This window comes from Stenotrophomonas sp. 28608_Sma, from assembly GCF_056486185.1.
Map to the genome: position 1 here is coordinate 2506771 of NZ_CM151308.1, position 20026 is coordinate 2526796.

Sequence of the window (20026 nt, forward strand, 5' to 3'; positions counted from 1 at the left end):
GCCGCTCAGGCGGGCTGCCGCTGCAACAGGCCGGACTGCTGCAGCCAGGCGTCGAAGCCGATCTGCCCCAGCCACGCCTGCCCTACCGGCACCAGCGTATCGATCTGCAGCGGCGCACCGAAGTACAGGGCCTCGGCGTCTGCCACGACCTGCCGCGGGTCGCCGGTCCGCTGCAGATACTGCCTGGCCAGATCCGCCATCGCGGCGCGCTGGGGACCCGCAATTTCCACGACGCCATTGCGGGGCGGCTGCTGCGCGATGCGTGCCACCGCCGCGGCAACATCCTCGGCGGCAATCGGCTGTACGTCGGCGGCCGGCAGCCGCAGGGTCGCCCCCTCGCCGGCGGACTGGATGATGCCTGGCAGGAACTCGAAGAACTGCGTGGAATGGATGATGGTGTACGGCAGGCCCGAATCGCGGATCAGGCGCTCCTGGGCGATCTTGCCGCGGAAGTAGCCGCTGGCCGCAAGCTTGTCGGTGCCTACGACGGAAAGCGCAACGTGGTGGCGTACGCCGGCACGGGCGGCGGCGGTCAGGACGTTGTGGCCAGCGGTCTCGAAGAACGAAAGCACTGCCGCATCTTCGAACGAGGGCGAGTTGGCGAGGTCCACCACCACGTCGACCCCGTCCATGGCGGCGTCCAGGCCTTCACCGGTCAGCACATCCACGCCGGTGGAGGGCGCGGCCACCACGATGTCATGCCCGGCGGTGCGCAGGCGCTCAACCGCCTTGCTGCCGATGCGGCCGGTACCACCGATGACGAGGAATTTCATGACGTGTCTCCTGGAATGTAGAAGGGGCGACCGGCTGTGGCCGGGCATGCTGGAATCGTAGGCAGCGTGGGTGCGGGGCAGTAGGTCCGCGCTGGGGCGCGCACTGTTGCCCGGCACGCACCAATGCGTTCAGGCCCAGGCGGGCTGTGCGCCTGGCTTCATGGGCGTGGCCTGCTGGCGCGCTTCCCAATGCGAGATCACATCCAGCTCGAGCGCGCGCACCCGCTGCGTGCTGAAGTCGATGAAGGCCCGCACGCGCTTGGGAAGCTGGCGGCGGCTGAGGTAACACAGGTAGTGGCCGCGATCGAGCGGGGCATGCCGATCCAGGCAGGTCACCACCCTGCCCGCCCACAATGCTTCACGCACCTGATAGCTGGGCAGCTGGGCGATGCCTAGCCCGTCGATGACGGCCTGCAGGGCCAGATCGGCATCGTTGAACACCAGTGCGGCCGGCGGCTGCAGGTGCACATCGGTGCCGTCGACCCGGAATTCCCAGGGCTGCATGCGCCCACCCGGCAGGCGCCGCCCGATGCAGGCATGCGTGGACAGCGCATCCACCGAGGCCGGTAGACCCTGCGCCCGCACGTACGCCGGTGACGCGCACACCACCATCTGCATCGGCACCAGCTGCTTGGCGATCACCTGGCTGTCTTCCAGCAGGCCATCGCGGAACGCCACATCGATGCGGTCACCGGCCAGGTCGGGGGCCTGCTCGTCCAACAGCAGTTCTACCGAGACCTGCGGGTACTCGGCGCGGAAGGCGGCCAGCAAGGGGGCGATCACCCGCCGGCCGAAGCCGTGGCTGGCACTGATGCGCAGGTGCCCGCGCGGCGGGCCCTCGCGCAGGTCGCGCATTTCCTCCAGCGCCTGCAGGATGCAGTTCACGCCCGGGTTGCAGCCCTCCAGGAACAGCTCGCCTTCGCGGGTCAGCGTGGTCGAGCGCGTGGTGCGCAGGAACAACCGCACGCCCAGCTGGCTTTCCAGCTTCTGCACGCTGCGGCTGACGGCCGAACGGCCGATGCCGAGGCGGTCGGCCGCGCGGGCGAAACTGCCCTCGGCCGCCACTGCAATGAAGGCCAGCACGCCGGCGTAGCTGGTGGAGAAGGATGCATTGAGCGCATCGTGGCCGTCGCTGGCCGGGCTGGGCTGTGCGGTGTTCATGGGCGGCCTGGCTCCAGGCGGGCACGGTGTGCGTGCAGGTGGTTCCGCGCCAGCGCCAGGCGCTGTCTGCACGCGGAAAGGTCGAGCCCCAGCAGGGGCACGATGTCCTCGAACCCGGCGCCCAGCACGTCGTGCAGCAACAGCACCGCACGTGCATCGGGCGGCAATTCGCGCAGTGCAGCCAGGAAGGTCTGCCAGACCTGCTCACTGGCAGGGCGGAATGCGGTGCGCAGGTGCGTTGAGGTGTCCATGCCCGGCAGACGGCCGAGCATCGGCCGCTGTGACAGGCCATTGGTGTTTTTCATGCAACAGCATGCGGCCCGGCCCCGGCCTACCGGCAGTGCGGTCGCAGGCCTAGCCTCGCTGTGTCCTTCACTCGCTACAGGAACACGCCATGACCGCACGTCTGGATTACGCCGCGCAATCGCCGGAACTGTTCAAGAAGCTCGGCCTGTACTCGCATGCCGCCCATACCGCCTCGATCGAAGCGGCCATCATCGATCTGGTCAACATCCGTGCATCGCAGCTCAACGGCTGCGGTTTCTGCCTGGACATGCACGTGAAGGAGGCCACCCTGCGCGGCGAGCGCCCGCTGCGCCTGCATCACCTGGCGGCATGGCGTGAATCGACGCTGTTCAGCCCGCGCGAGCGCGCCTGCCTGGCCTGGACCGAGGTGCTGACTCAACTGCCGGCGCAGGGTGTGCCCGACGAGCTGTACGCGCGTGTGCGCGGCCAGCTGTCCGAGCAGGAGATCGTCGACCTGACCCACGCGGTGATGGCGATCAACGCCTGGAACCGCGCCAACGTCGCCTTCCGTACCACGCCCGGCACCCTGGACGCGGCCTTTGGCCTGGACAAGGCCGGCCTGGCCTGATCGTTCCGCCGCTGCCCCATGCAGCGGCCCTCCCCTACCGCACTGGAGACCTGCCATGCGTCGTTCTGTTCTGGCCCTGCTTGCGTTGCTGCCACTGTGCAGCGCTGCCGCCTCCCCGCCCCCTGCTGCGCCCGAGCCCCTGGTACGCGAGGTGATGACCCGCGCCCTGCCGGAGCAGCCCGGCAAGGAAGCGCTGATCCTTACCGTGGAATACCCGCCGGGTGGCGCCGATCCGGTGCACCGCCACGATGCCCATGGCTTCGTCTATGTCCTGGAAGGACGGATCGTGATGGGCGTGGCCGGCGGCAAGGAAGTCACCCTCGGCCCGGGCGAGGCCTTCCATGAAGGCCCGGCCGATCTGCACACCGTGGGTCGTAACGCCAGCGCTACCGAGCCGGCGAAGTTCGTGGTGTTCCTGATCAAGGACATCGGCAAGCCGGCGGTTCTGCCGCCGCACTGATCGCACGTCCGGCGCTGGCACCAACGACAGGTCCCCGGGTGTCACAATCCGGGGACCTGTCCCGTCTACGCTGGCATGGACGAATCCACTGCGCTGTTCTCACGCCTCCGCCCACGCCTGTTCGGCGTGGCCTACCGCATGCTTGGGTCTTCGCACGAAGCCGAAGACGTGGTGCAGGATGTCTGGCTGCGCTGGCATGGCACCGACCCGTCACAGATTGAGAATCCCGAAGCCTGGCTGGTGGCCACCACCACCCGTCGCGCCATTGATGGCCTGCGCCTGGCACGGCATACGCGCGAACACTATGTCGGCATGTGGTTGCCCGAACCGCTGCTGACCGATGACACCAGCACCCCTGAATATGTACTGGAAACCGCCAGCGATCTGTCGGTCGCCTTCCTAAGCGTGCTGGAGCGGTTGGCCCCGGATGCGCGTGCAGCCTTCCTGCTGCACGACGTGTTCGATCAGGACTACGCGGTGGTCGCGCGCACCCTGGACAAGACAGAAGCCGCCTGCCGGCAGATCGTACATCGCGCACGCCTGCAGCTCAGGCAGGAGCGCCCGCGCTACAACGTTCCGCAGGAGGTGCACCAGAAACTGCTGCGCCGCTTCGCTGAGGCCGCATCCAGCGGCGATTTCCGTACGATGAAGGCGCTGATGGCCGAGTCGGCCGAGCTGGTGGGTGATGGCGGTGGCATCGTCACCAGCTTCCCAAAACCGATGGTCGGGGGCGCACGCATTGCCCAGCTGCTGTATGCCCCGCACCTGCGGCGCAGCGCGCAATTGCGGATGGTGCCGGCCATGCTCAACGGACGGCTGGGACTGCTGCGCTATTTCGATGGCGAGCTGGAAGCGGCGATGGCCTTCGAGACCGATGGCGAACGGATCACGCAGATCCTGGTGCAGCGCAACCCGCACAAGCTGCAGCGGCTGGCACTGCCCACCTCCATCCAGTAGATCCGCGCCACGCGTGGATGGCATCCATTGTCGACCTCGTTCTTGCGGGATTCGACCGGGGCGCCGATGCGCCCCGATCGTGAACGTCTGCCTGCGCAACGGCCGCAGGACCCGATCAGAAGTCCCAGAACACCGGCACCCAGCGGAAGGTCTCGCCCTCCAGCGACACCCGGCCCACTGACGGGAACGGAAGATGCGTGGCCACCAGCATTTCGCCGGTGCCTGCCAGTTCCTTAAGCAGGGCGATGCGGACGCGCGCGGATTCCTCCGGGTCGTGCTCGAAGCCGTTGTGCCAGTTCGGCTGGTCGAAGCCGACCGCGAACACCGCGTGACCGGCGAAGGTCAGGGCCTGCCCGGCAGACGCCACGCGCACCACGCAGTGGCCCGGGGTATGCCCTCCGGTTCGGCGGGCCATCACGCCCGGCGCGATCTGCTGTTCGTCCTGGAAGGTGTGCACGTAGCTGCTGTACTCGGCCCAGAAGTGCTTGGCCGTGGCGCGTAGCGCATCGGGGAACCCCTGCGGCATGTTGGTACGGCTGAAGTCCGGCGACTTCCAGAACTCCACCTCCGCCGCGGCCACGTGGATTTTCAGGTCCGGGCGCAGCTGTTCCTTCACGCCTTCAACCAGCAGCCCGCCGACGTGGTCCATGTGCATGTGGGTGATCACCACATCGGTGATTTCGCCCAGGTTGATACCGGCGGCACCGAGGCGGCGGATCAACTGGCCGGCGCGCGGCAGCTGCAGGTCCGGGTCCATGCCCAGGCCGGCATCGATGAGGATGGTGCGATCACCGCTGTGCACCACCATCACGTTCAATGCCCAGTCGAAGGCATCCTGCGGCAGGTACATCTCTTCGAACCATTCGGCACGGTCGGCGGCCGGAACGTTGTGGCCGAGCATCTGGGTGGGCAACGGCAGGACGCCATCGCTGATCACCAGCACTTCGACGTCGCCCACCTTGAGGGCGTAGCGCGAGGGCACCAGTTCATCGAGGGCGGGGGCAATGGGCGCGGCGGTGTTTTCCAGACTGAACATGAGGGATCTCCACGAAGGGACATTGGGCGGGCAGCGATGCAAGGCTGGCGCGGAACGATTCCGGGCGCTTTCCCACGGCGCAGGGCGTGGCGTTGCCAGGGCACGATGCCTGGCAGGCCAGCGCTGCAGGGTTCATGGGAAGGCGGGCCACTGCGCAAGCGGTGGGCCCGGAACACGGCATATGCCGTGTGCGATCAGCCTAGGCAGCACACCGTTGCTGCGGTAGGCCCGTGGAGGGGGACGTGATGTTGCATTCCGGGAAGCAATGCGAATCACATACCCAGATCAGACAGCCCCGGATGATCATCGGGGCGACGCCCCAGCGGCCAGTGGAACCTGCGATCACTTTCCTTGATCGGCACGTCGTTGATGCTCGAAAAGCGGCGCTGCATCAATCCATCGGCGCCGAATTCCCAGTTCTCGTTTCCATAGGAACGGAACCAGTTGCCGGAGTCGTCATGCCACTCATAGGCGTAGCGCACGGCAATACGGTTGTCGGTGAAGGCCCATAGCTCCTTGATCAGCCGATACTCAAGTTCCTTGTTCCACTTGCGGGCCAGGAACTGCCGGGCTTCCTCGCGGCCATGGGTGAATTCGGCGCGGTTGCGCCACTCGGTGTCGAGCGAATAGGCCAGCGCCACTTTGTCGGCATCGCGGGAGTTCCAGCCATCTTCGGCAAGGCGTACTTTCTCGATGGCCGATTCACGGGTGAACGGGGGAAGTGGCGGACGGGGTGCTTCAGTGGACACGGTGGGGCCTCCAATCAAATGGATCAACGGGGTGCTTCGACGGATTTTGATGACTCAGACGTCAGCGCCTGGCCTGCTCCAACAGCACTTCTGCAACATCCCTTGCAGTGTCTGCGGCGTTGTAGTCGCCCATCACGCGCGAGACGGTGATGGCGCCTTCCATGAGAACCAGCAGCTGCCGCGCCAGTGCGTCCGGCTGCTGGATATCCAGTTGCGTGGTGAGTTCCAGCGTGTAATCCAGCAGCTTCTGCTTGTGATGTTTGGCGATGTGGCGAATCGGATCATCGGGGTCGCCGACCTCGCCTGCGGTGTTGATGAAGGCGCAGCCGCGATAGCCCTCGGACTGGAACCAGCCCTTGAGCACGGTGAACATGCCGAGGATGCACGCTTCCGGGGTGTCGGCCTTGTTGCACTCCTGCTGGAACCAGGTGAGCCAGCGCACGTCGCGCGCGTTCAATGCCGCAGCGGCCACCTGGTCCTTGTTTTCAAAGTGCCGGTAGATGCTCTTCCGGGCAACGCCGGAGGTCTTCACCAGCAGGTCCATGCCGGTGGCGTGGATCCCGTTCTGGTAGATCAGCGCCTCGGCCGTGGCCAGGATCTTCTGCTGGGTATCGGAGGTAGTTGTGTTCACGACGCCAAGGTAGAACGAGCGTTCTACCCTGTCAACGGGTGGCGCGGCGACCTCTCGCGCGGGCAAGCTCGCGCAGGACGATCTATCAAGAAATTCGTACATGTCATCATCCAGGCGCCTGATTTCGGTCGCAAAGTACGTCTCACCACCCACCCATGAGACGCCTCGCATGAACACCTTTGCCCGTACCCTGGCCGTTGCCGCCCTCGCCCTCTCGGTTCAGGCCGGCTTGTCCGCGCAGGCCACCGAACCGGCCAAGCCGGCTGCAATCACCAGCATCGCGCGCACCGCCAGCTACATCACCACCACCGATGGCGTGCAGCTCTACTACAAGGATTGGGGCCCGAAGGATGGCCCGGTCGTCACCTTCAGCCACGGCTGGCCGCTGAACTCGGACAGCTGGGAATCGCAGATGATCTTCCTCGCCAACCACGGCTACCGCGTCATCGCCCATGACCGTCGTGGCCATGGCCGTTCCAGCCAGCCTTGGGATGGCAACGACATGGATCACTACGCCGATGACCTGGCCACGGTGATCAACATGCTGGACCTGCACGATGTCACCCTGGTGGGCTTCTCCACCGGCGGCGGCGAAGTGGCGCGCTACATCGGCCGTCATGGCACCGGACGGGTGAAGAAGGCGGTGCTGATCAGCTCGGTGCCGCCGTTGATGCTGAAGACCGCCGATAACCCCAATGGTCTGCCGATGGAAGTGTTCGATGGCATCCGCAAGGCGCAGATGGACAACCGCGCACAGCTGTACAAGGACATCCCGTCCGGGCCGTTCTACGGCTTCAATCGCCCGGGTGCAAAGGTGTCGCAGGGCCTGATCGATGCCTGGTGGGCGCAGGGCATGCAGGGTGGCCACAAGAACACCTACGATTCGATCGCCGCGTTCTCGGCTACCGACTTCCGCGCCGACCTGAAGAAGTTCGATGTGCCGACGCTGGTCATTCACGGCGACGACGATCAGATCGTGCCGATCGACATCTCGGGCCGCCAGTCGGCGAAGCTGATCAAGGGCGCCAAGCTGATTGTGTACCCGGGTGCGCCGCATGGCCTGACCGATACCCACAAGGACAGGGTCAACCAGGACCTGCTGACGTTCCTGCAGGAAAAGTAAGCAACCCGGGCTCCGGCAATGTGCCGGAGCCCATTTCCTGTTGAAAGGCGCTGCCTCGATGCTGGCCTTCCGGCGCCGGACATCGATAGCCGAGCATGGCTCGGCGCTACAGGGACGCCAGCTCCTTCGCAAGGTACGGCGCCGTCCTGCTGCCTTTGGCGCGCGCCACCTGTTGCGGTGTTCCCTTCGCCACGATGGTGCCCCCTGCCCCGCCAGCTCCGGGGCCTATGTCAATCACCCAGTCCGCCTGTGCAACCGCGCGCATGTCGTGCTCGATCATCACCACGGTATTGCCGGCGTCCACCAGCCGCTGCAGCTGCACCAGCAGCCTGTCTGCGTCCGATGCATGCAGGCCGGTGGTGGGCTCGTCCAGCACGTACAGCGTGCGCCCGCGCTGGCTGCGCTGCAGCTCGGTGGCCAGCTTGATGCGCTGGGCCTCGCCACCTGAAAGCTCGGTGGCCGGCTGGCCCAGCCGCAGGTAGCCCAGGCCGATTTCCTGCAGCAACTGCAGCGGGCGCGCAATGGCATCCTCTTCACTGAAGAACGCGTGCGCCTGGTCCACCGTCATCTGCAGGACCTCGGCGATGTTGCGGTCATTCCACTGCACCTTCAGCGTCGCTTCGTTGTATCGCGCACCGTGGCAGGTGGGGCACGGCGCATAGACGCTGGGCATGAACAGCAGTTCGACGCTGACGAAACCCTCGCCCTCGCAGGTCTCGCACCGGCCCTTGGCCACGTTGAACGAGAAGCGGCCGGCATCGAAACGGCGGCGGCGCGCGGCCGGCGTTGCGGCGAACAGCTTGCGCACGTGATCGAACAGCCCGGTATAGGTGGCCAGGTTGGAGCGCGGCGTGCGGCCGATGGGCTTCTGGTCGACCTGCACCACCCGCTGGATCGCGTCCATATCGCCTGCCAATGTGCCCCGCGTCGTTTCGATCACGGTCGGTCCGTCGGTGGGCGCGCTATCGGCGTTGTCGTCGGCAGGCTCATGCCCGAGGTGCAGCAGCAACAGCTCGGGCAGCGCCTGCGCCATCAGGCTGGATTTGCCGGAGCCGGAAATGCCGGTCACCGCCGTCAGCAGCCCCAGCGGCACCTGTGCGTCCACGCCCTGCAGGTTGTGGCGGTGGATGCCCTTCAGTTCCAGCCAGCTGTTCGCGCTGCGCTGGCGGCTGGCGGGTGCCGGCACCTGGTCGAACAGATACAGGGCCGTGCGCGAATCCGGAACCTGGCGCAGGCCGTCGGGCTCGCCACTGTAGAGGACCTGGCCACCGTGCTCGCCTGCTTCTGGCCCAACATCCACCAGCCACTGCGCGCGGCGCATCAGTTCCAGATCGTGTTCAACAACGAACACCGAGTTTCCGCCGTCGCGCAAGCGCTCCAGCGCGTCGTACAGCGCCTGGCTGTCGGCAGGATGCAGGCCGGCCGAGGGCTCGTCGAGTACGTACAGCACGCCAAACAGCAACGAGCTGAGCTGGGTGGCCAGCCGCAGGCGCTGCAGTTCGCCGGCCGACAGGGTTGGCGTGGCGCGGTCCAGCGAGAGATACCCCAGGCCCAGGTCACGCAATTGGCGTACACGCGCCATGACCCCGCCTGCCAATCGTTGTGCCGCCAGGCGCTTCTCTTCCGACAGGGCGGAAGTCAGACGCACATCGGGGGCACCCTCATGGGTCGCCTGGCCACTCGCGGCCCTCCGGGCGCGATCGCGGGGTGTCGCGCTCCTGTTGGTGCGAGCGCCCGTGCTGTGCGCGCCGAAATCACCTTGTGCGATGGGCTCCAGCAGCGCCGCCAGCTGGTCCAGCGGCAGCCGCATGAACTCACCGATATCCACCCCGGCAAAGGTGACCGAGAGCGCCTCCGGCTTCAGGCGCTTTCCGTGGCAGGCCGGGCACAACCGGCCTTCCATGTAGCGCGACACGCGCTTGCGCATCAGCGCGCTCTGGGTATTGGCAAAGGTGTGCAGCACATAGCGGCGCGCGCCGGTATAGGTGCCCATGTAGCTGGGCTCCTGCTTGCGCTTGAGCGCGGCACGCGTCTCTGCGGGCGTGAACCCGGCATAGACCGGCACGCTGGGCGCGTCTTCGGTGAACAGGATCCAGTCCCGGTCCTTCTTCGGCAGCGCCTTCCACGGTACGTCGATGTCGTAGCCGAGCGTGACCAGGATGTCGCGCAGGTTCTGGCCATGCCATGCCGGCGGCCAGGAGGCGATGGCGCGCTCGCGGATGCTCAGCGAGGGGTCCGGAACCATCAGCGCTTCGGTCACTTCGTAGACATGCCCCAGGCCATGGCAGGTGCTGCAGGCGCCCTGCGGCGTGTTGGGTGAGAAGTCCTCGGCGTACAGCATGGGCTGGTTGGCCGGGTACGCCCCCGCACGCGAGTACATCATGCGCACCAGGCTGGACAGCGTGGTCACGCTGCCCACCGATGAACGCGCATTGCTGGCGCCGCGCTGCTGCTGCAGGGCCACTGCCGGCGGCAGGCCATCAATGGCGTCCACATCGGGCACGCCCGCCTGGTCGATCAGGCGCCTTGCATAGGGCGCGACGGACTCGAAGTAACGCCGCTGCGCCTCGGCGAAGACAGTACCGAAGGCCAGCGATGACTTGCCGGAACCTGATACGCCGGAGAACACCACCAGTGCATTACGCGGAATGGAGACGTCGACATTCTTGAGGTTGTGCTCGCGCGCACCACGCACCTCGACGCAACCGCTGGCGGCGGCAGCGCATGACGATTCACCAAAGGGGGTGTTGGACATTTCAGCGTTCCTGCATTCGGTGGGCGGGCCGTGCAATGGGCGCGCCCGGTAGGCCATTCTCGCTGCTGCGGGGTGAATGGTGTGAGGGCGCAGCAGGTGGAAGGCCGCCTTCACCTCCCCTTCCTACGCCGTTGCGCGGCCAAGGGCTAGCGTGAGGCATCTGCACGCTAGGAGGCGATCATGCACCCCGATGTACTTGGCTGGATCGCCACGGCGGTCCTGATGGCGACGTTGATCCGGCAGATGGTGAAGCAGTGGCAGTCGCCGAACCCCGAGGCGGTATCGAAGTGGCTGTTCGTGGGCCAGATGACCGCGTCCGCGCTGTTTACGGTATACAGCGCGATGCTGGGCAGCACCGTCTTCGTGGTGACCAATGCGATGTTGCTGTTGACGGCCGTGGTGGGCCAGGTGATGGCCTGGCGCCGTCGCGGCCGACCCCGAACACCCCCGCCCTGCTGATTGTTAACGCGCTTTGCCTGAAGGCTTGACGCCACGTTGCTCCGCCCTTGATGGGGCCGCTCACGATGCAGTTCCTATGCTGGGCGCGCCACCTGAGCCGTGGCACCCAACCTGGAGACCGCGCCATGCAACGTGATCAGAAAGACCTTCCCCACCCGGACCCGGAAGCGCAGAATCCCGATCCTGTCAGTCCACTGCAGGCGAAGCTGCACAACCGCCGCAACCATGACGAAGCGCTGCAGGAAACCTTCCCCGCCAGTGACCCGATCTCTCCCTTTGTTGCTGCACCAACCCCCGAAGAGCAGGCCAAGCGCCTTGGGGAGCGGGTCACGCTGCCAGACCGCCGCACGGATAAGGAGGCCGCGGGAGGTGAGGCGTGATCCGGCGCGGTTTTGCCCGTGTGGCGGCCGCAACAGCACGATTGTCCGGCAGCCTGGGCGCATTCGTCGCCGCGCTGGGGGTGATCATCACCTGGGCCGCCAGCGGGCCGGCCTTCCACTTCAATGATACGTGGCAGCTGGTGGTAAATACGGGAACGACCATCGTGACCTTCCTGATGGTGTTCCTGATCCAGCATACGCAGAACGCCGATAGCCCGCGCTGCACATCAAGCTGGATGAACTGATCCGGGTCAGCAAGGATGCCAACCAGGAGCTGTTGAACCTGGAATCGATGGAGCCCGCTCACCTTGAAGAGATACGCCAGCATTACGAGGCGCTGGCGAAGACCGCTGCAGACATCAGGTTCAAGAAAGAGCGTTGCATGCCCTGCGATGCGGACGCGGCCGCCGAGGCATGAAGGGCGCCGCGACGGCGGCAGACCCGCGTGTGGATGTCCTGGGGCAAGGCACTGCCTGGCAGGGCCTTGCAGGGCTGTTCCGACGGAGGCCATCGACCGGGGACGCAAGCAGTCCCAAGCTGCGATGCCATCGTGAAGCCATGCCGAAGGCCTGCCGGCAGCGAAATGCAGCCACACACGGTGACGGGCGCCGCTTCGTGAAGACGGCGCGCAGGCTTTCTGCTGACGTTCCCATGCAGCCTTCACCTGGCCCCTGCTTTGGCGCAACCGGGCGACGCCTACGCTGAGCGCTCCACTCAACGCGGAGCCCCTATGGCTATCAAGACGGCGGAAGACCTGTTCATCCACGAACTCTCGGACATTTACAGCGCAGAGAAGCAGCTGACCAAGGCCCTCCCGCGCCTGGCCCGTGCGGCCGAGAATCCGGATCTGGCGGCGGCGTTCGAAACGCATCTGGAAGAAACCCAGGGCCAGATCGAGCGCATCGACCAGGTGGTGGAGGTGCTTGGCATCCGCCTGAAGCGCATCAAGTGCGCGGCGATGGAGGGTCTTGTAGAGGAAGGCAAGGAGGTGATTGACAGCATCGACATGGGCCCTGTGCGTGATGCCGCGCTGATTGGTGGCGCGCAGAAGGTCGAGCATTACGAAATTGCGTCCTACGGCACCATCGCCGCGCTGGCCAAACAGCTGGGCTACAAGGATGCCCTCCCCTTGCTGCTGGAGACGCTGGAGGAAGAGAAGGCGACCGATGAAAAGCTCACCCTGCTGGCCAAGGGCGGCGGCAACGCCAAGGCCGCGCAGGCTGCCTGAGCCGCGTGGAATGCAGCCCGGCCGCCATGGAAGGCGGCCTCAGGGTTCGTACAGCACCTGGTCGTTCGGGCAGAAGAAGGTGCGCCGCCGGGTGGTGCCCATGTACAGCTTGCTGATCGGGCCACCGCAGACCGGGCAGATCCTGCGCGTGTGTACCTGCCAGTGCTTCTTCAGCTCGAAGCGGCGCTTCCACTCCAGGAAATCGAAGCTGTAGGTGCGTGCCTGCGTGATCAAGGCGGTGAGCTCGCGCGGCGGGAGGTTACCCAAGCGAGTGGCCGGGTGCACGCCTATGCGGAACAGCACCTCGTTCTTGATGATGTTGCCGACGCCGGCGAAGACAGTCTGGTCCAGAAGCGCGTCACAGACCAGGACGTCCGGCATTGCCTTCAGCTTGCGCCGGGCCAGCTTCGGATCCCAGGCATCGTTCAACACATCCGCGCGCCAATCATAGACGTCGTCCAATGGCTCGCCAATGAGCTTTACGGAACAGGCATAGAAGTTCAGCTCGCCATTGTCGAACCCCAGGGACACCCGCGCAGGGGTTGGCTTCCGTTCGTCGATGCGCCAGCTGCCGAACATCATCAGATGGATGCGCAGGGTCTGGTGGCTGAACTCCAACAGGAAATGCTTGCCCCAGCTTCGAACGGCTTTCACCCTGCGTCCTTGAAGTGGCGACAGATCGATCCGGCTGTTCCCTGAAACCGCGCGGACGACGTGCCCTTTGAAATGCCTCGCAGCCTCGCACAGCAGGACAATGGATGGGCCCTCAGGCATGCTCGTCCTCCTGCAGCAAGGCCTGCAGGCGCAGGGCGTTGCTTGTGGCGTGGCCCAGCGCGGTATTGTCCAGTACGAACCAGACTGATCGTTGCGTGTCGGCTTCGCGCCGCAGCCGTTGCGCCAACTCCGCCAGGGTCTGTTCACAGTACGCACTGCGATAGATCTGTGGCTGGCCGTGCCAGCGCCAATAGCTCCACGAGCGGTCCCCGCCAGGAATCGCGGCTGAGGGCGCCCGTGCCGGGTCCGCTGCAACCCGTGCAACACCATGGTCGCTCAGCAGGGCGTCCGCTTCCGTAGTGAACCAACTGGGATGGCGCGGCTCACAGGCCACATCGACCTGGACGCGTTCGCGCAGCCCCTGCAGAAAGCTCTCCGCCGTCGCCGGTTCGTATGCCAGGCTGGGTGGCAACTGGAGCAACAGCGGACCCAACCTGTCACCCAGTGCCAGCACCCCATCAAGGAACCGCTGCAGCGGCGGCATTGCATCGCGAAGCCGATGTTCATGGCTGATCGAGCGCGGCATCTTCACTGCGAAACGGAAATGGTCCGGTACGCTCGCAGCCCACCGCGCATAGGTACTGGGCAAGTGCGGACGATAGAACGAGGAGTTGATCTCGACCATGGGCAGGCGGGTGGCATAGCGTTGAAGAACGCTATTGCCCTGCCCAAAGGCTTCCTGCGCCGACCGGGACAGGGACCAGCCGGCACAACCGATGCGTACCGGACCAGACGGCGACGGAGTTGTATTCATCGCGCCACCCAGCCGTCAGGTTCGATAGCGCGGCTGGCAACGCCTTCCAGATTTGATTGCGTCACCCACAACAGGCGATCGAGCGCGCTGGTGCCTGAATCCAGCGCCGATGCGCTGCGCACGAAGCCTGTCCAGTCGGAGATGGCGATCTTTCCCAGCGCCAGTTCATCCACCCGCACGCAGCACATCCGCCAATGGGGGAACTGCCGCCGCCCCACCCTCCCCCGGTTGAGCTCAACCACGCCGCTGTGGCTGCCGGCTGCCAGGATCCGCTTGTACGCGGCGTTGACCCCAGCCTCGGGGCCTTCGAGGTACTGCAGGAAGCGGCTGCCATCAAATAACAGCGTACCGGTGACATCGGCGGATTCATTGAACAGCACCGCGTCCATCACAAGCTGCTGCAGTCGTTCCGCAGTCAGGCTGTCGGACGCTTCACTTACATAGGCAATTGCGCGAAGAGGCATGACACCACCGGCTGTTGCAGACAGCCCTACCTTAGCGACGCGCATCGTACGCGCGGTGACACCGGTGTGGAGGTTGCGTCGAGCTGTGGCGTGGCCGCTGCGCATCGCGTCTACACGCAACGTGCGCTTCAGATGTGCGCACGCGTGCCAGCACATGGCGGGCTTCAGCCGCGAGGGCGGCCGGCATGGGCTGACAGTGGCAATCAAGGCGGAATGCCGTATCGGCCCAGGTCGCACTCAGGCGGTCATCGAGCTGGAGAGTGCTGCGCCCGGGAAACCCTTGGGCCTGGCCGGGTCGCGGCCCGGTTCCGCCGAAATCAGCGCCTGCATCACGTGATGCTGGACGCGATTCCCACTCTCCTCTATGCCCACGAAATACACAAAACGGCCATCGAACTTGGCCTGCGCCCCCTCCAGGGCGGTGTTGGCCTGAACGGCTCGCTTCAGCGACTTCATCCATAACCGTTCGGGTGTCCGGTCAAGCTCTACAACAACGGCGGTGCCACCGCAGTCCAGGGACATGCTCTCGACACGCAGCACGCGTGGCGAAGCGGGATCGGTTCCAGGTCGATGCATGACATAAGCTCCAGTGTCGAAGATGGCGGCAATAATCCATGGCCGCTGCCAATATGCCGTCAAAAAACACCGGGCTCTTTCCACGCCACCTCGACAGCACTGGCGACACCTTCCCAGCTTCGCACCGGGCTGACATTCCACACTCGCAGCCTTGATGCAGCACAGCACACACTGCAGTTCCCGAGGCAATACAGGCATGCGCGCATGCAACCCGATATGAGCCGGCGCAGGTGCAACCTGCTGCTGGTGGAGGATCAGTTCGATCTGGCCGCACTGATGGAGCAGGCGCTCGAAGACGGGGGGGGCCAGGTAACCCATGCGTATAGCGTGTTTGATGCGATGGGGCTGTTGGAGAAGCAGACGTTCGATGGCGCCGTGCTGGATGTGGAGCTTCGTGACGGCGTGGTCTTTCCGGTTGCCGATCGCTTGGCCGAGCTTGGCATCCCGTTCCTGTTTGTGTCTGCGGTCTATGACCAACTGGTGCCGCAGCGCCACCGAAGCGCGGCCTTCGTGGCCAAACCTTTCCACATCGCCCAGTTGCAGCAGGCCGTCCAACGCGTAATGGGCGATGCCTGCACGCCCTTGACCACGCACTGATCCTGCGTCGCAGTCAACTCAGTGGGGTGTCAGCAAGGGAAAACCCGTTTCACTTGCCCTGCGCCGCCCTGCGAAATTCGGGAGGGTCGGCCTACAGCAGCGCATCGACCAGTCAGGCCGCTTTAGCATAGGGTTCGACGATCGAGAGGAGCATTTCCATCGCGGTAGCTCCCGCCTGGTTCGTCGCCGCTCGCTGGATGAAACTGGTCCAGTCAGCAAGAGCGATCATCCGCAGCTCATCCGCACGGACTGGCAGGCAGCGCATTGGCCAGAACGGCAACCGCCGTTGCCCGACACGCCCGCGAGCAAGTTCCATGAGGGCGGTGTGGCTACCGGCGCCGCTGACGCGGGAAAAGGCCACATCCAGGCCATCGGCGGGGCCCTCCATGTATTGCAGGAAGTGCCGGCCGTCGAATAAAAGGACGCCGGTCACACCCGCTGATCGGTTGAAGCGGGCCGCATCTTCCATCAGTGCTTCCAGGCGCGCGGACGTGAATCCAGCGACGGCTTCGCTGACATAGACAATGGCTCTGTTCGGCATGGTGGCGCTCCTGCTCTCCCGGTCGCTCAATCTAAGGCCGGTGTCGTTGAGAGACCGTAAACGCCAAACGTGAATTGGTCACATATTGCCCGGCGAACCGGGGTTTTTAACAGCATTTCCGTTGCATCCTGCCATGGCGCGCCGAAGCGGCTGATTTTCAAGCCAACAGGATCGGCTGGCCTGCCGCCGGGGCGGCGCCCAACCCGCCCATCTCCGCCAGATAGGCTGAAAACCCGCCTGTCGCGCGCCCTGCCAGGCGGGCACTGGTCATGACGAGCGGGGCACCCGCCCACCGCACATCAGCGCCGAGACGCTGCAATGTCCTCACCAGCTGGACGTCCTCCCCGCAGTGCAGCGGCGAAAAGCCGCCTGCCGCACGATAGGCCTGGGCGGAAACACCCAGGTTCGCACCGTGGATACGCCCATGATCGTCCCCCCATTGCTGCCGCCTCCGGAACGCCTTGCGCAGGCGCTCCTCGGCGCTGCAGTTCGTTGCGATGTCCACCAGCCCGCAGAAGACGTCCCAGCGTCCCTCAAGCTGTGCGACCAGCCACTCAGGAGGTACCTCGCTGTCCGCGTCCGTGCTCGCCAGCCATCTTGCACCCCGGCCCAGCAGCTCGGCGGCGGCGGCGGCTCGGGCGATGCCGACGCAGCGTGCATCCAACCGCAGCGTATCAACCCGTTGCTGTGCGCAGATGGATTCCGTGGCGTCCGAACAATCGTCCAGCGCAACAATCACCTCCACCGCTTCGCCCCCCAGCCCGGGATTCAGGGCCGCCCTCCTGATCGACTGCAGGCACCGCTCCATGCTGGCAGCCTCGTTGTGGGCCGGAACCAGCACGCCTATCACCGCAGGCCCTCCAGACGGGCCAACGACAGCGCGCCGCGCGTCCACCCCTGCAGTACGAAGTCCGCGTCGCGATAGTGGAAGGCCTCCTGCAGGCCTTCACCCAGGCATCGATGCACGACCTCGGTGCGGCTCGCGCGCCCCGGGAACGAGGGCAGCCAATGGCAGGCCACCAGCAGTCCATCATCACGAAGCGCTTCCCCGATACCGGTGCGCAGCTCGCGCAGCGCGCCGGCTCCCAGGTAGTAGCCCATTTCGCCGCAGACGATCAGATCGAAGCGGCCCGGCGGCCATTGCTCGGGATGGCTGGCGCAGTGGACCTGCACGTGCGGCAGGTGGGCCAGGTTGCGGCGCGCCTGGAACGCAGCACGCGGGCTGATGTCGGTTGCCAGAAGGCGCTCGCAGCGGGCGGCCAGGGCCTCGGTCAGCACGCCATTGGAACAACCCAGCTCCCACCCGCGAATGAAATGGCGCTGGCTCAGGCTTGCCAGCAGCAGTGCACGCTTGCGTTCTTCATACCATCGGCTTCGGTAGCCGAACGGGTCCTCCTGCTCATGCAGGTCATCGAAGTACGGTTGCGCGCTCATGCCAGGAATACCTCGTAGTTTCGGAAGAATCGGGTCAGTACATGCGCGGGCAGCACCGGAGGGCTGTTCAAGCCCGGCACGTCGCCCGTCTGGGTCCGGAAATGCGCGATCGCGTTTCGTTTCGCGGCCGCCACTGCTGAAATGTCGACCAGTCTGGGCACCTCCCACGCCATATGTGCACAGGCCGGATCCAACCAGTGCCATCCCCAGACCGGGTACTCCAAGCGGCGGCACCCCACCGCCCGGGCGGCGCGGCAGGCAGCACGCCCTGCCGCTTCATGGTCGGGGTGGCCATCAAACCGCCATGGCGCCAGGACCAGGTCACGCGGCTGCAGATGCTGTTGCAGCCAGCCTTCCAGGCCCTGTTCGTGCGTGCTGACCGCGCCGTCGGCGATACCCAGGTGAAATATGGAACCGGCCGGGATTCCGAGTTCGCCCAATGCCGCGGCAAGCTCCGCCCGCCGTGCCGACCGCAAGCGCGCTGGAGTCCACCACGGCTCGCCCGGATAGCATGCTTCGCCGTCCGTCACTGCAACGACGCTCACCTCCATGCCCTGCCCCACTGCGTGATGGAGCAGTCCGCCACAGCCGAGGATCTCGTCGTCCGGGTGCGGCGCGACCACCACCAGGCGGTCATGCCCGGTGCACAGCGCGCTTGCCGGCGTAATCGGCTGCTGCCAGAGCCAATTGCAGCGCAGCCACGCCTGTTCCTGCGTTCCTTCGCCTTGCAGCGGTGCTTTGGCTACAGCGCCCATGTCGCCTCCTGGGCCGCCCGCTGCCCACCCAGCCACTCCCAATCGCGGTCGGCGTGGTTCTGGCGAAGGAACACGGTCAGGTCCGCGCAGCGGTGGGCATGGGCGTCTTCCAGGCACATGGGCGCCGGGCCCAGGGCCCGACCCGCCAGATCCAGCACGCGCGTAGCCGCCCGCTCGATCACGCAACGAATCCGCACCACGTCCTCGCGATGCGCCGATTCGGGCTCGGCATCGATGCGTGCTGCCAGCTCGCGAAGCAGCGCCGCGGCCGGCGCCAACGCGAGGTCCACTTCACCCAGTAGACGTGCGCGATTTCCCTCGGTGCAGGCGGATCGCATGCGCTCGGCCAGCGCGACCGCTGCGCCAAACCAGACCGCCGCAATACCCGCGCCTCCATGCCAGAAGCCCGGTCGTTGCAGATAGTCATCGCGAGCCCCCAATATCACCACTGGCGCGGCATCAAAGCGCACGGTGGTGGACGGAATCCCGGCCATGCCAACGGCGGGCCATGGCTCACCCGACAGCATTCTCCAGTGCTCCGCTGCCACTTGGCATAGCCACACCCCCTGCGCACTGCGAACCGTGACCAATGCGGCATCCACCCAGGCGCTGCCCGAACACCAGGATTTGTCCCCGCGCAGCCTGCCCTCGGAGTCGATGCGAAGTGTGCTCGCCGGGCCCTCTGCGGCCCACACCGCCCACAGTTGGCCTTCAGCAGCCGACGGGGCCTTCAACTCGGCCATGATCGCCTGCGCGTCGTAGTGCGCCTCCAGCACCTTGGCCAGGCAGAGATCTTCGCCCCCCAACGCCGCAAGCGCCCTCCAACGATCCAGTGTCTGCCCGCATCCCGGGCATGGCAGTTCAGGCTGCTGGACGAGCACCTGGCGGGCGCGGTTGATCAACGATGATGGCGGCGTCACATCCTGCATGAGGGCTTCTGCAATGAAGATATGTCATGAACGTAGGCGGCAGACGGTCACATCACTGTCTTGGAGGTGTGGCGGGCACATGAATGCCCCGCGCAGTGATCCTCACGCACCTGTCCCACGCCGTTGCTGCCTCACGCGCAGGCACTGCTGCAATTCCCACAGCCATGGCAGCACCACCAGTACCAGCGCCGGCAACAGCACGAGCCACCAGGCCTCAAGCGCCGCAGGATCCACGCTCAGCGACCACCGCGGCTGCGCGTGCCAGCCGACCCAGCCCAGCAGAACCCAGGGCGCGGCATCGAGCACGCTGTGCACGTGCTGCTCCGCTGGACTGATACGCCGGCGGCCGTCCGCGCTGACGGTGTCGAAATAGCCGGTGATCGCGTGTGCGATCACCAGAAGCGCCAGGAGCGCGACGAGTGACCGGGTATTCTCCAGCAGGAGCCATGCCAGCACGCCACTACCAATCAGCAGTAGCTGCAGCCCGTGCAATGCGCTTTCCCGCAACGCAGAGGTGTGCGGCAGGTCGGTACGCCGGTGGAAATGGAAGTCGAGCCAACCGGCGGCCAACCAGAGCGCATAGACGCATGCCATGACGATCGCGCTCATGGCGGCA

General features: G+C 65.7%; 25 protein-coding genes and 1 pseudogene. 9 read left to right on the forward strand and 17 right to left on the reverse strand.

Annotated features, from left to right (window positions below):
• Positions 1-5: 5 nt before the first annotated feature.
• The 3 genes from ACZLHH_RS11785 to ACZLHH_RS11795 all read right to left on the reverse strand — a co-directional run bounded on the left by ACZLHH_RS11785 (position 6) and on the right by ACZLHH_RS11795 (position 2239).
• Positions 6-773 carry an SDR family oxidoreductase gene (locus ACZLHH_RS11785; protein WP_180844259.1) on the reverse strand — a complete coding sequence of 256 codons (768 nt, stop codon included), beginning with the start codon at positions 771-773 and terminating at the stop codon, positions 6-8.
• A gap of 129 nt (positions 774-902) precedes the next feature.
• Positions 903-1934 carry a LysR family transcriptional regulator gene (locus ACZLHH_RS11790; protein WP_180844260.1) on the reverse strand — a complete coding sequence of 344 codons (1032 nt, stop codon included), beginning with the start codon at positions 1932-1934 and terminating at the stop codon, positions 903-905.
• Positions 1931-2239, reverse strand: a complete 309-nt coding sequence (locus ACZLHH_RS11795) for a sigma factor-like helix-turn-helix DNA-binding protein (RefSeq protein ID WP_087922603.1) — start codon at positions 2237-2239, stop codon at positions 1931-1933. The genes ACZLHH_RS11790 and ACZLHH_RS11795 overlap by 4 nt, the downstream gene beginning before the upstream one ends.
• 89 nt (positions 2240-2328) lie before the next feature.
• Between ACZLHH_RS11795 and ACZLHH_RS11800 the strand changes: the two genes are divergently transcribed.
• From ACZLHH_RS11800 to ACZLHH_RS11810, 3 genes are all read left to right on the forward strand, one after another.
• Entirely contained in the window at positions 2329-2808 is a 480-nt protein-coding gene (locus ACZLHH_RS11800; RefSeq protein ID WP_154349089.1) for a carboxymuconolactone decarboxylase family protein, read from the forward strand.
• 55 nt (positions 2809-2863) lie between these two features.
• A complete protein-coding gene (locus ACZLHH_RS11805; protein WP_132810124.1) occupies positions 2864-3268 on the forward strand; it encodes a cupin domain-containing protein in 405 nt (134 codons plus the stop codon).
• Positions 3269-3343: 75 nt separating this feature from the next.
• Positions 3344-4225: an RNA polymerase sigma-70 factor gene (locus tag ACZLHH_RS11810; protein ID WP_180844261.1), complete on the forward strand. Its 882-nt coding sequence runs from the start codon at positions 3344-3346 to the stop codon at positions 4223-4225.
• Positions 4226-4340: 115 nt separating this feature from the next.
• Here ACZLHH_RS11810 and ACZLHH_RS11815 read toward each other — a convergent pair whose 3' ends face one another.
• From ACZLHH_RS11815 to ACZLHH_RS11825, 3 genes are all read right to left on the reverse strand, one after another.
• Positions 4341-5261 carry an MBL fold metallo-hydrolase gene (locus ACZLHH_RS11815; RefSeq protein ID WP_180844262.1) on the reverse strand — a complete coding sequence of 307 codons (921 nt, stop codon included), beginning with the start codon at positions 5259-5261 and terminating at the stop codon, positions 4341-4343.
• A gap of 272 nt (positions 5262-5533) precedes the next feature.
• Positions 5534-6010: a nuclear transport factor 2 family protein gene (locus tag ACZLHH_RS11820; RefSeq protein ID WP_180844263.1), complete on the reverse strand. Its 477-nt coding sequence runs from the start codon at positions 6008-6010 to the stop codon at positions 5534-5536.
• A gap of 61 nt (positions 6011-6071) precedes the next feature.
• On the reverse strand, positions 6072-6641 hold the full coding sequence (locus ACZLHH_RS11825; RefSeq protein ID WP_071228241.1) for a TetR/AcrR family transcriptional regulator: 570 nt from the start codon (positions 6639-6641) through the stop codon (positions 6072-6074).
• 169 nt (positions 6642-6810) lie between these two features.
• Between ACZLHH_RS11825 and ACZLHH_RS11830 the strand changes: the two genes are divergently transcribed.
• The gene (locus ACZLHH_RS11830; RefSeq protein ID WP_180844264.1) at positions 6811-7764 is read left to right on the forward strand and encodes an alpha/beta fold hydrolase; all 954 of its coding nucleotides are present in this window, start codon (positions 6811-6813) and stop codon (positions 7762-7764) included.
• Positions 7765-7870: 106 nt separating this feature from the next.
• Here the strand turns inward: ACZLHH_RS11830 and ACZLHH_RS11835 are convergent, their stop codons facing one another.
• The gene (locus tag ACZLHH_RS11835) at positions 7871-10519 is read right to left on the reverse strand and encodes an excinuclease ABC subunit UvrA (protein WP_180844265.1); all 2649 of its coding nucleotides are present in this window, start codon (positions 10517-10519) and stop codon (positions 7871-7873) included.
• A gap of 180 nt (positions 10520-10699) precedes the next feature.
• Here ACZLHH_RS11835 and ACZLHH_RS11840 point away from each other — a divergent pair, with 180 nt between their 5' ends.
• From ACZLHH_RS11840 to ACZLHH_RS11855, 4 genes and pseudogenes are all read left to right on the forward strand, one after another.
• Positions 10700-10978, forward strand: coding sequence for a hypothetical protein (locus ACZLHH_RS11840; protein ID WP_049463391.1), 279 nt, complete (start codon positions 10700-10702; stop codon positions 10976-10978).
• Positions 10979-11103: 125 nt separating this feature from the next.
• Positions 11104-11358, forward strand: a complete 255-nt coding sequence (locus tag ACZLHH_RS11845) for a hypothetical protein (RefSeq protein WP_180844266.1) — start codon at positions 11104-11106, stop codon at positions 11356-11358.
• Positions 11355-11776, forward strand: a pseudogene (locus ACZLHH_RS11850) (low affinity iron permease family protein). The gene ACZLHH_RS11845 and the pseudogene ACZLHH_RS11850 overlap by 4 nt, the downstream one beginning before the upstream one ends.
• 312 nt (positions 11777-12088) lie before the next feature.
• Complete coding sequence (locus tag ACZLHH_RS11855) at positions 12089-12586, forward strand: YciE/YciF ferroxidase family protein (RefSeq protein WP_049463394.1); 498 nt, start codon at positions 12089-12091, stop codon at positions 12584-12586.
• Positions 12587-12625: 39 nt separating this feature from the next.
• On the opposite strand, the gene ACZLHH_RS11860 is transcribed toward ACZLHH_RS11855, so the two are convergent.
• The 4 genes from ACZLHH_RS11860 to ACZLHH_RS11875 all read right to left on the reverse strand — a co-directional run bounded on the left by ACZLHH_RS11860 (position 12626) and on the right by ACZLHH_RS11875 (position 15154).
• Positions 12626-13360 carry a DNA-formamidopyrimidine glycosylase family protein gene (locus ACZLHH_RS11860; protein WP_071228247.1) on the reverse strand — a complete coding sequence of 245 codons (735 nt, stop codon included), beginning with the start codon at positions 13358-13360 and terminating at the stop codon, positions 12626-12628.
• The gene (locus ACZLHH_RS11865; RefSeq protein ID WP_180844267.1) at positions 13353-14114 is read right to left on the reverse strand and encodes a DUF72 domain-containing protein; all 762 of its coding nucleotides are present in this window, start codon (positions 14112-14114) and stop codon (positions 13353-13355) included. The genes ACZLHH_RS11860 and ACZLHH_RS11865 overlap by 8 nt, the downstream gene beginning before the upstream one ends.
• The gene (locus ACZLHH_RS11870; RefSeq protein ID WP_180844268.1) at positions 14111-14578 is read right to left on the reverse strand and encodes a BLUF domain-containing protein; all 468 of its coding nucleotides are present in this window, start codon (positions 14576-14578) and stop codon (positions 14111-14113) included. The genes ACZLHH_RS11865 and ACZLHH_RS11870 overlap by 4 nt, the downstream gene beginning before the upstream one ends.
• A gap of 237 nt (positions 14579-14815) precedes the next feature.
• Positions 14816-15154, reverse strand: a complete 339-nt coding sequence (locus tag ACZLHH_RS11875) for a hypothetical protein (protein ID WP_180844269.1) — start codon at positions 15152-15154, stop codon at positions 14816-14818.
• A 204-nt stretch (positions 15155-15358) separates the two neighbouring features.
• Here ACZLHH_RS11875 and ACZLHH_RS11880 point away from each other — a divergent pair, with 204 nt between their 5' ends.
• Positions 15359-15751: a response regulator gene (locus ACZLHH_RS11880; RefSeq protein ID WP_180837258.1), complete on the forward strand. Its 393-nt coding sequence runs from the start codon at positions 15359-15361 to the stop codon at positions 15749-15751.
• A gap of 112 nt (positions 15752-15863) precedes the next feature.
• Here the strand turns inward: ACZLHH_RS11880 and ACZLHH_RS11885 are convergent, their stop codons facing one another.
• The 6 genes from ACZLHH_RS11885 to ACZLHH_RS11910 form a co-directional block, all read right to left on the reverse strand.
• The gene (locus ACZLHH_RS11885; RefSeq protein WP_180844270.1) at positions 15864-16292 is read right to left on the reverse strand and encodes a BLUF domain-containing protein; all 429 of its coding nucleotides are present in this window, start codon (positions 16290-16292) and stop codon (positions 15864-15866) included.
• 157 nt (positions 16293-16449) lie between these two features.
• Positions 16450-17142, reverse strand: a complete 693-nt coding sequence (locus tag ACZLHH_RS11890; RefSeq protein ID WP_180844271.1) for a glycosyltransferase family 2 protein — start codon at positions 17140-17142, stop codon at positions 16450-16452.
• Positions 17139-17726 (reverse strand): class I SAM-dependent DNA methyltransferase, encoded by a 588-nt coding sequence (locus ACZLHH_RS11895; protein WP_180844272.1) that lies wholly within the window; start codon positions 17724-17726, stop codon positions 17139-17141. The genes ACZLHH_RS11890 and ACZLHH_RS11895 overlap by 4 nt, the downstream gene beginning before the upstream one ends.
• Positions 17723-18481 carry a PIG-L deacetylase family protein gene (locus ACZLHH_RS11900; protein WP_180844273.1) on the reverse strand — a complete coding sequence of 253 codons (759 nt, stop codon included), beginning with the start codon at positions 18479-18481 and terminating at the stop codon, positions 17723-17725. Before ACZLHH_RS11900 ends, ACZLHH_RS11895 begins: the two co-directional genes overlap by 4 nt.
• Complete coding sequence (locus tag ACZLHH_RS11905; RefSeq protein WP_180844274.1) at positions 18469-19410, reverse strand: acyl-CoA dehydrogenase middle domain-containing protein; 942 nt, start codon at positions 19408-19410, stop codon at positions 18469-18471. Before ACZLHH_RS11905 ends, ACZLHH_RS11900 begins: the two co-directional genes overlap by 13 nt.
• Before the next feature lie 102 nt (positions 19411-19512).
• The gene (locus ACZLHH_RS11910; protein ID WP_049463406.1) at positions 19513-20019 is read right to left on the reverse strand and encodes a hypothetical protein; all 507 of its coding nucleotides are present in this window, start codon (positions 20017-20019) and stop codon (positions 19513-19515) included.
• Positions 20020-20026 lie beyond the last annotated feature (7 nt).

What these genes read in the sequence shown, in the direction of transcription:
- ACZLHH_RS11785 (WP_180844259.1), bottom strand. Translation starts at nt 773, where the DNA reads ATGAAATTCCTCGTCATCGGTGGTACCGGCCGCATCGGCAGCAAGGCG.
- ACZLHH_RS11790 (WP_180844260.1), bottom strand. Translation starts at nt 1,934, where the DNA reads ATGAACACCGCACAGCCCAGCCCGGCCAGCGACGGCCACGATGCGCTC.
- ACZLHH_RS11795 (WP_087922603.1), bottom strand. Translation starts at nt 2,239, where the DNA reads ATGAAAAACACCAATGGCCTGTCACAGCGGCCGATGCTCGGCCGTCTG.
- ACZLHH_RS11800 (WP_154349089.1), top strand. Translation starts at nt 2,329, where the DNA reads ATGACCGCACGTCTGGATTACGCCGCGCAATCGCCGGAACTGTTCAAG.
- ACZLHH_RS11805 (WP_132810124.1), top strand. Translation starts at nt 2,864, where the DNA reads ATGCGTCGTTCTGTTCTGGCCCTGCTTGCGTTGCTGCCACTGTGCAGC.
- ACZLHH_RS11810 (WP_180844261.1), top strand. Translation starts at nt 3,344, where the DNA reads ATGGACGAATCCACTGCGCTGTTCTCACGCCTCCGCCCACGCCTGTTC.
- ACZLHH_RS11815 (WP_180844262.1), bottom strand. Translation starts at nt 5,261, where the DNA reads ATGTTCAGTCTGGAAAACACCGCCGCGCCCATTGCCCCCGCCCTCGAT.
- ACZLHH_RS11830 (WP_180844264.1), top strand. Translation starts at nt 6,811, where the DNA reads ATGAACACCTTTGCCCGTACCCTGGCCGTTGCCGCCCTCGCCCTCTCG.
- ACZLHH_RS11835 (WP_180844265.1), bottom strand. Translation starts at nt 10,519, where the DNA reads ATGTCCAACACCCCCTTTGGTGAATCGTCATGCGCTGCCGCCGCCAGC.
- ACZLHH_RS11840 (WP_049463391.1), top strand. Translation starts at nt 10,700, where the DNA reads ATGCACCCCGATGTACTTGGCTGGATCGCCACGGCGGTCCTGATGGCG.
- ACZLHH_RS11845 (WP_180844266.1), top strand. Translation starts at nt 11,104, where the DNA reads ATGCAACGTGATCAGAAAGACCTTCCCCACCCGGACCCGGAAGCGCAG.
- ACZLHH_RS11855 (WP_049463394.1), top strand. Translation starts at nt 12,089, where the DNA reads ATGGCTATCAAGACGGCGGAAGACCTGTTCATCCACGAACTCTCGGAC.
- ACZLHH_RS11860 (WP_071228247.1), bottom strand. Translation starts at nt 13,360, where the DNA reads ATGCCTGAGGGCCCATCCATTGTCCTGCTGTGCGAGGCTGCGAGGCAT.
- ACZLHH_RS11865 (WP_180844267.1), bottom strand. Translation starts at nt 14,114, where the DNA reads ATGAATACAACTCCGTCGCCGTCTGGTCCGGTACGCATCGGTTGTGCC.
- ACZLHH_RS11870 (WP_180844268.1), bottom strand. Translation starts at nt 14,578, where the DNA reads ATGCCTCTTCGCGCAATTGCCTATGTAAGTGAAGCGTCCGACAGCCTG.
- ACZLHH_RS11875 (WP_180844269.1), bottom strand. Translation starts at nt 15,154, where the DNA reads ATGCATCGACCTGGAACCGATCCCGCTTCGCCACGCGTGCTGCGTGTC.
- ACZLHH_RS11880 (WP_180837258.1), top strand. Translation starts at nt 15,359, where the DNA reads ATGCAACCCGATATGAGCCGGCGCAGGTGCAACCTGCTGCTGGTGGAG.
- ACZLHH_RS11885 (WP_180844270.1), bottom strand. Translation starts at nt 16,292, where the DNA reads ATGCCGAACAGAGCCATTGTCTATGTCAGCGAAGCCGTCGCTGGATTC.
- ACZLHH_RS11895 (WP_180844272.1), bottom strand. Translation starts at nt 17,726, where the DNA reads ATGAGCGCGCAACCGTACTTCGATGACCTGCATGAGCAGGAGGACCCG.
- ACZLHH_RS11900 (WP_180844273.1), bottom strand. Translation starts at nt 18,481, where the DNA reads ATGGGCGCTGTAGCCAAAGCACCGCTGCAAGGCGAAGGAACGCAGGAA.
- ACZLHH_RS11905 (WP_180844274.1), bottom strand. Translation starts at nt 19,410, where the DNA reads ATGCAGGATGTGACGCCGCCATCATCGTTGATCAACCGCGCCCGCCAG.
- ACZLHH_RS11910 (WP_049463406.1), bottom strand. Translation starts at nt 20,019, where the DNA reads ATGAGCGCGATCGTCATGGCATGCGTCTATGCGCTCTGGTTGGCCGCC.